This window comes from Paenibacillus mesophilus (assembly GCF_005938385.1).
In the GTDB taxonomy this organism is placed as follows: Bacteria; Bacillota; Bacilli; order Paenibacillales; family NBRC-103111; genus Paenibacillus_AB; species Paenibacillus_AB mesophilus.
In genome coordinates this window covers 555029-563588 of the sequence record NZ_VCRA01000003.1, presented here as the reverse complement: position 1 = coordinate 563588, position 8560 = coordinate 555029, and the positions used below count along the sequence as shown (strand labels likewise).

Below are 8560 nucleotides of genomic sequence, written 5' to 3'. Positions count from 1 at the left end.
ACTGTGACTGATTCGTTCGATCTCTTCCGGACTCATTTTCATCAGTGGTCCCCTTTTCCATTTGAACTCGGTTACCCATTATTAACCAAGTTTTCTACGTTTGAAAAGGGGGGACCTAAGTAGTAACAATGAGGTTCGCAAATAAGCAAATAGAGTTCATTGTTACCTGAAGCCTTTACAGCGATGAACCAAGGAAACTTCCGGTTTTCGGGCCCCCGATAAGTGACTGTGTATTAGCAGGCTTGCGTCTCTTTTTCACAACCGACGTCACGGCGATAATTGCACCGGCTGAGAATTCGGCACCGCATCCTGCTGCCGGGCCAAGCCGCGATATTGCGCGGGGGTGAGGCCCTCGTGCTTCTTGAATACTTTCGCGAAATAATGAGGGTCGGGATATCCGATCCGGACGGACAGCTTCGGTATGGGAATATCGCTCTCGCGCAGCAGCATGCGGGCTTGCTCCATCCGGAGGCGGGTAATCGCGGCGCTGATGTTGTCCCCCGTCCAGTCGCGATAAATGGCACTGACGGAATTCGGGGACAAGCATAGCTCGCCAGCGATGGAATAAACCGAGAAATCCGCTTCTCCATATTTGACGGCAATCATGCTGTTCACGCATTCGACCACGAACATGGCGCGCGACTGCTTCCGCTCGATAGCCTGCTGTGTCACCTCGTCGATCAAGTCGTTCACGAGGTCGTGCAGCTCCGCCTTCGTCTTCGCTTGGGCGAACCGTTCCCATACGGACTCCGGAGAGAGTCCCGTCGGTCCCATTCGCAACCCCGCTGTTTTGCCGGCTTCAATCAAGACGGCTGCGAGCTTGGAGGCAATGTCGCGGACAATATGATCGCGTGCGGACCGAAGATGATGGAAAGCGCTTTCGAAAAAGGAGTTGAACGAATCGGGTTCTCCTTGCTTGAGCTGCTCGATCCACTTGTCCCGCGTGTCGCCGTCGTCCAGCATCTTATGGCAGCGCTCGCGTATTTTGCATTCCTGCGAAAGGCGTCCTATCCGGGCGGCCAGCAGATCCAGCTTATGCTTATGGAGCGGCTTCAATATATAGTCGGTAAATCCGTAGCGCATGGCGGTCCGGGCATAAGCGAAATCTTGAAAGTCGGTCAATACGATCAGCGAAACATCGGGAAGCAGCTTATGCAGACGCTCGGCCAGCTCGAGTCCGTCCCATGCGGGCAGCCGAACGTCGGCGATGATCAGGTCGGGCTGCTGCTCCAGCGCCATTTCCAAAGCTTCTTTCCCGTTGGAGCATTCGGCCAATATTTTGGCATCCAACCGCTCCCAGGCAACCATCCTTCGTAGACTGCTGCAAACGGACGGCTTGTCAACCGCAATCAACACTTTCAGCAAGGCAAGGCTGCCTCCATTCCTATGAAGATACAAGGCCATTATACTATTCGGACCTGGCTTTTTAAAGGGGAAAAGCCACATGTGGAAAAATATGAGAGGGTAAAATGAAGCATAGCTGTTTTTTCTGTGGCAGCGATCTTCGGGTCTGTTCTACAATAGGAGAGATGCCGAGGCGCGATGCTAGGCGGGCGATATTAGAAACGGAGGAGGCTGAACTCGACCTATGTGTGGCGAAGCGACCGACCGGTCGGACCGCAAGGCGAAAATTGCTCTCGAAGTGGACGGGCTCGCTGCTGCCGGGAAGTTTTACTGCGGCGTGCTGGGCTGGAACCGACTAGAGCCGGAAGCGTACGACATTGCGGACAAGTACGTATGGCTGCAAATGCCCGATGAGGAGCCGGCGCTGCTGTACGAGCGGGGAATGAGCGAGGAAGCAATCGGCTGTATGATCAAGTCCGAGTTTTCCCGGATAAAGCCGGGAGACCGTTTCTATATAAGAGTACCGGAGGAGGCGGGATCGTTGGACCCGCTGCTGCGGAGAGCCGAATCGGCCGGTGCCGTCCAGAATGATGAGCTCGAGCCGCTATGCTGGCGCACGTTGACATTGCGAACGCCGGACGGGTACACGGTCGTCTACTGGCAAGAGTTCGAGGCGGCGGACGAGGACATCCTCGCATTGTACGCTTCCGGACCGGATCGGCTCGAGGCGGCGCTCGCCGGATTGGACGAAGAAGATCTGGACATGGCGATAGCTCCCGGCAAGTGGACGATCCGGCAGCAGGTGCTGCACGTAGTCGATCTCGAGCTGGCCGCGGCACACAAGCTGAAATACATATTGGCCGATGCCGATCCGGGCCGCACTTACGTATCGAGCCGGTTCGAGCAGGACGCGTGGGCCGTGGGGATGAACTACGCAACGCGCCCAATCGCAACGGAAGTTGCCCTGTTTCGGCTTCTGCGCGAGCATATCCGGATCGTCTGCAGCCATATTCCCGGCTCGCTGCAGAGAAGCGCCATCGTCGGCGGCGGCCGAACGGAGACGGCTGCTCGGCTGATGAAGTCGATGGCAGGTCATGCCAACGCGCATATTCGCCGGATTGTAGAGATCCGGGCAAATCGTCTTTGATCGCCGACGGATTGTCGAACCGCACCGTTCAAGGCGATACGGCGGATTTGAGCTGCTTTGCGGACGAGCCGTTCGACCTCATTGTGCATCCAAGGCCTCCCGGCGATGGATGCACGATGAGGTTCTCCCTATCGGATAAAAATTTGTATTGAAACCTGGTAACAGAAATGGTACTCTAATTAATAAGAACTATGTTCTTCAATAAAGAACCTAGTGCGAATGAATAAGCGCTTTCCTTTTCTTGTTCGGAACCTCTATTCATTGCCGTCGTGTGAAACCGAATCTCAGATAAGTAAGCGCTTAAATTTTTACTCACCGAAAGGAACGTTGTTCTTCAATTAAGAACGACTGCGGTTTTTCCTTTGCCTGGACTATTACCGGGAACCTACACGATAGATTTGTATGTCAAGGAGGGGGGAGTCGCTCGCTATGCGCGAACGGGCCGGATCGTTAACCGGACTACCCGCGTGCATGGCTGCCAATCGGGAAGCGAATAGTCACAACGTATGATGAGCGTACCGCGAGAAATGACAAAAGGGTAGTCAATTCACAAAGAGGTGAAATTCCGATGATGCAGAAACAAGGAAAAGCACTTATGGCAGCCGCGATTGTAACCGCTTTACTCGCAGGCTGCGGCGGCCAAGGAAACGGCAGCACCAAAGGAGGGGACGTACAGAAGCCGGCGGAGAAGCAAGAGCCGGTCACGTTGAAATTTTATACGATGACCGTACTCGACGATTTCGAGAAATATATTAACCAATTCGTGAAGAAGAAGTTTCCCCACGTGACGCTTCAAGTGGTCGAGAACAAAAAAGGAAGCGAGATTCAGGATTTGCTCGCGACGAACGACATCCCCGACATTATTTGGCAAGGTCTTACGAATATGGGCGGACCGCTTGCCGACTTAGACGTGCCGATGGATTTGACGGCGCTTGCCAAAAAGCACGGGTTCGATTTCAACAGCAAGTTCGATGCGAAAATGGTCGATAGCATCAAATCGTATTCGCCCAAGGGAGAAATCCTTTACATGCCTTACAACGTCCTCGTTTTCGGCCTTCATTACAACAAGGACATCTTTGACAAGTTCGGCATCGCCTATCCGAAAGACAATATGACTTGGGAAGAAGCGATCGAGCTCGGCAAGCGAATATCGCGCAAAGACGGGGATACGCAGTACATCGGTCTCCTCCCGCCGACCGGACTGAACCGGGTACAAAGCCAGCTAAGTCTTTCCTATGTGGACAGCACCGGGCAGAAAGCCGCCCTCGCGACCGACGGATGGAAGCGTATGTTCGATATTATGAAAAGCATAAACGATTATCCTAACGCTCCACAAATCAAATCGTTCGGCGATGTGCGCAACAATTTTCTGACCAATCGGACGGTCGCGATGATGCCGGAAATATTGCAGCTGCAAAACTATGATATGGCCGGGGCCGAGAAAGCCGGCTTGAGATGGGATATCGTTACGTTCCCCTCCTTCAAGGATAAGCCGGGGGTCGGCGTAGGCGTATTTTCCGACGGCTTCGTCATTCCGAAAGGGAGCAAGAATGCCGATGTGGCGTTCCAGGTTATGGCGTACTTGAGCACCGATCCGGACGTACAGATGGAGGCGACCAAGAACGGACGGATTACCGCATTGAAAGATAATGCCAAAATGCTGGAGCATGCGTTCGAGAACAATCCGGCCGCCAAAGGCAAAAACTTGAAAGCCGTATTCTCGCAAAAATATCCCGATCCTATCTTGTCTTCTCCTTACAACTCCAGCGGACTCAGTACTATGAGCTCGAAAATGCTCAATTATGTGAACGGAAAATCCGACGTAAATACGCTGCTTAAAGAGGGGGAGGAAGAGTTCAACAAGAAGATTGCGGAATTGAAGGCGAAGAAATAACACGATTACCGATCAAGCTTCGGCCAAGCGCCGGAGCTTTTTTGTTTGATCCTCGTTCCCGAGCTCCGCGTTCGGACTGGGCCTAAGTCCCAACTCGCAACAAATCGTTCGTAAACGGTTCGTTCTAAATTAGAACGATATAGAGGTTCGCAAAGGCTCCCCGTCATAAAGCTCCCTTCTCTTGCAGGAATGGGAGCTTTTTAATTGCGTGCAATCCCAAAAAACAGGATTGATTTTATTTGGTTATATAATATAATATATATTATATATACAACAGATCAAATCTATATAAACATTACACTTCGTGCACGGCAAGGTAATTGATCGAAGGGGGTGAGGACCGGCAAACGAACGAACTATAAAGAAAATGAACGGCTGCAACAACGGAATAGGGGAGCACAACATTCGGAGGGGATTATGGCCCCAAGCAGAAGGCCGAGCTACGCCTAGTAAGTAAACGATTACTATGTGCAGGGAGGAATGAAGATGAATTCGAACAAGCAAGTCGAGCCTAACAACCCGGAGGAGCCTGACAATAACGCAGAGCTGAAGCAGGTGCAAGCCGGTACGGACATCAAGATTAGCCGAAGACAAATGTTGTCGACTATCGGTGTGACGGGCGTTGCGGTAGCTTCCGGTACGCTTATTGCAGGGATAGCCGATGCCATCGATAAGGGGCCCGCCGTGCAAAGCGCGGTTTACGGGGGAGGATGCGTCCCGAATATCGATTCCGATTGCGTCGACTACCATTTTTCCGAGGGACTGCCGGAGCGAACGGTCGGTCTGAAGCTGCGCGAGTGCGTAAGCGTTTTCGACTTCGGCGCCAAGGGAGACGGGGTTACGGACGATTCCGCAGCGATCGCGGCGGCGCTGGAATACTGCAACTCGAAAAAGAACAATGCCGTGAATCCCGTGTATCAATGTCCCGGGGCTAAGCTGATCATTCCCCCTGCTACTTATGCGGTCAACCAATCATTTACTGTGTTTTGCCATTTGGAAGCCCGCGGCGCGGTGTTCAAATACCCGGACAGCTTTGCCGGCACGGCGATCACGATCGGCGGAACGGATGCCAACAACTGCCTGATCGACGCCATGATTACGCTGCCGGATTTGGTCAAGCCGGTGAACCTTACGCTGACGGCAGGAAGCAAAGGAATCCGAGTCTGCAACGTATGGAGCTCCGACCTATACCCGGGCCGCATTTATTACTTCGAAACCGGTCAGCACTACGACTCCGTTAACCGGGGGAATGTATACAACCGGATAAGCGGCGGATATATGCTGAATTGCAAAGTCGCCTATTTGATTCAGCCGACCGGCCCGATAAACGCCTCGTTCTGCAACGAATTGGATTTTATCGGCGGGGCCGTGCAGCAGGTAGGCCCGATGTACGGGGTCCGAACGCCCGGATGGAGACACGTCGTCCTGAGCGGCACCGGCGTTTCCACGGTAACGAACATCAGATTCAGGGGCACGGATTTGGAAGGATATACGAGCGAATACCACGTTTACGCGAATGGCGCCCAATTCTGTGTGTTCGACCGTTGCCGCTGGGAAGCGGGACTCGTCCCGGATCAAGCTCCGGGCAATACCGGCAACTGGTTCGGTTCAATCGCCGCGCCAAGCCCAGCGAACACATTCACCCAGCCTGCCTACAGAACGTTCAACAACGGGGATAAAATCGTTCTCGGAGCCACTACGGCGCCGGCTGGTCTGGTCAACGGGGAAGCTTACTACGTCATCAACTCGACGGGGGCGGGCGGCACGTTCCAGCTGTCGACGTCGCCGAGCGATACGGTTCCCCGGGTATTTACGACCGCCGGCAACACCGTCCGTTTCACGCTGCCGGTCCGTTTTTACTTCGATGGCCCGCCAGGCTATTACCAAGCGAGCAACAATGAAATTATCGGCGGCACTTACTCTTATGCGAACGCTCAGGAAGTTATATATAACGGCCCTCTTGCCGCCAACAATCAGCTGCGCACGATCGGTCAACGGTTCGCGATCGATCAGGCGAAGACGACCGATATCGGCACGCTTGCAGTGTCCAATACGGCAGGGGCAGCTTTGAATGCGCTTACGATATATTCCCAGGACCCTTATTCCGATCCGATCAAATGGAGAATGGGCATTACCGCCGGAGGCAAATTGCGATGGAACGGCACGACCGCCGGGCAATTCGGAACCGACCAGCAAAACTTCGGCCCCGCCGATCCGGGAACGCTTCACCAAAGCATATCGTTCAACTCGGCCAGCTTGATCCAAAATGCGAATACGAACGGAGGCACGTCGGCAAGCTCCCAATTCAGGGCGAAAGCGGGACCGACTTCCTCCAATCTGGGAAGTGCATCGTTCGGCTATTTCCCGGCCGCGAACTCGACATTGGGCGCTTTTGCCGCAGGCAAAGTCGTCATTCAAGGTACCGGGACGGGAACGGAAATGCCGAAGGGCGTAATATGCCATGTGCCTGCCGCAGGAGCGCAGTTCGGCATCTATATGGGCGGTACGGCAGCTAATATGACGATCGACAAGATGAACGGGGTGTTCATTGCCGATGTAGCCAATGAGCCTACGACCAATCCGGTGGGCGGGGTTTATTTATACGCACACGAGGGCGCTCTTAAAGTTCGCGGCGCGGATGGCACCGTGACGACGATTGCTCCGGCATAAAGGTTGAAGCTTTTCCTGCAATTAGTAATCGATTTCCCAGATTCATATTCCAGTTTACGAGGTGACCGTTTTGAGAAAATCATCGATTTATACGACCGCAGCCGCATTATCGCTTTCCTTAATGCTCGGCGCATGCAGCGGGAACAAGGAACCGGCTTCCCCGGAACAGAAGGCGGAGCAGCCGAAGCCCGAGAATGTGAAGCCGGCCACGATCAAAATCGCCCAGCGCCATCTTACCGAGGACGAATTCAAACGGTTCATCGTCGAGCCGGTCAAGAAAAAGTATCCGCACATTACGGTGCAATGGGTCGATTCGTCCAAAGTATCTTTGGCCAATATGATCACAACCAAAGAAATTCCCGACATCAGCGTCGACTATCCGCTCGCGTTGACCCAACTGCTCGATATGAAGGTCGAGTTGAATATGGACGATGTGATCAAAAGCTCGAAGTTCGATCTGAACCGGATTCGTCCGGAATTTCTCGAGTCGATCAAGACGGCCAGCGGACTGAACTATTTGATCGGTCTTCCGATCTACAATAACTCGTTCGCCTTGTTCTACAACAAAGACTTGTTCGACAAAATGGGCGTCCCGTATCCGAAAGACGGCATGACCTGGGATGACGCGCGCACGATCGCCGCGAAAATGACGAGAACCGAAGGAGGCGTGCAATACTGGGGATTGTACCCGGGGGAACTGTACCGCGGCGCGTATCAGGCAGGCCTGCCGTTTATCGACTTTGCCGGCAAGAAAGGCGCTTTACAGACGGACGGGTGGAAGCAGCTGTTCGAGCTGTGGTCCGGTCTATATAAAATTCCCGGCGCGACGAATTTGCTGCCGAGCGATCCGCCGACGCAAGCAACGCAATCGTTTCTGAAGGGGGAAGTGGGGATGCTTGCCGGGCATTCCGCCACGCTGCAAAGCTTGAAAACGGTGAAAAACTTCAACTGGGATGTCGTCACCTATCCGGTTAATCCGAAAGCGCCGGGAACCGGGCAGCGGGTCGACTCTCTCGTCTTCTCGATCACGAATGCGAGTCCGAATAAAGAGGCGGCGTTCCAAGTCATCGAAACGTTATTGTCGGACGAAGTCCAGACGGATTTGTCCCGATACGCGAGAGTATCCGTACTGAAGAACGATAAAGTGCAGCAGGTGTTCGGCCAGGATTCCGCCGAATATCAGACCAAGAACGTCATCGCGATGACGAAGCCGAAGCTGGCCGTTATTCAACCGTTCAAGTACAAATTCCCGACCGAGACGAACCCTGCCGTACTCGTATCGAAAGCGTTTCAAGAAGTGGTAACGACCGGGAAAGACATCAATACGGCGCTGCGGGAAGCGGACGAGAAGCTGACGAAGGCGATTCAGGAGCTGGACAGATAGTACCCGATGACGGGAATTGTGCCGACTATTTAACATCCGGGTGCAACTGTTCCTATTCCCGAAGGTATATATAGGTAACAAACGAACTGCACAACTATCGATGTTTTGCGTCTGGCTGGCG

5 protein-coding genes are annotated in these 8560 nt (G+C 53.5%); 4 read left to right on the top strand and 1 reads right to left on the bottom strand.

The features are described from left to right. Positions 1-267: 267 nt before the first annotated feature. The gene (locus FE783_RS07675; protein ID WP_238402928.1) at positions 268-1356 is read right to left on the bottom strand and encodes a response regulator transcription factor; all 1089 of its coding nucleotides are present in this window, start codon (positions 1354-1356) and stop codon (positions 268-270) included. 232 nt (positions 1357-1588) lie between these two features. On the opposite strand from FE783_RS07675, the gene FE783_RS07670 reads away from it, so the two are divergent. The 4 genes from FE783_RS07670 to FE783_RS07650 all read left to right on the top strand — a co-directional run bounded on the left by FE783_RS07670 (position 1589) and on the right by FE783_RS07650 (position 8439). Continuing rightward, positions 1589-2491 (top strand): DinB family protein, encoded by a 903-nt coding sequence (locus tag FE783_RS07670; RefSeq protein WP_138878749.1) that lies wholly within the window; start codon positions 1589-1591, stop codon positions 2489-2491. Positions 2492-3059: 568 nt separating this feature from the next. Further along, the gene (locus FE783_RS07660; protein ID WP_138878748.1) at positions 3060-4385 is read left to right on the top strand and encodes an ABC transporter substrate-binding protein; all 1326 of its coding nucleotides are present in this window, start codon (positions 3060-3062) and stop codon (positions 4383-4385) included. Between the two features lie 486 nt (positions 4386-4871). Then, a complete protein-coding gene (locus FE783_RS07655) occupies positions 4872-7055 on the top strand; it encodes a glycosyl hydrolase family 28-related protein (protein WP_138878747.1) in 2184 nt (727 codons plus the stop codon). 70 nt (positions 7056-7125) lie between these two features. Next, positions 7126-8439 (top strand): ABC transporter substrate-binding protein, encoded by a 1314-nt coding sequence (locus tag FE783_RS07650; protein WP_138878746.1) that lies wholly within the window; start codon positions 7126-7128, stop codon positions 8437-8439. Positions 8440-8560: the final 121 nt, after the last annotated feature.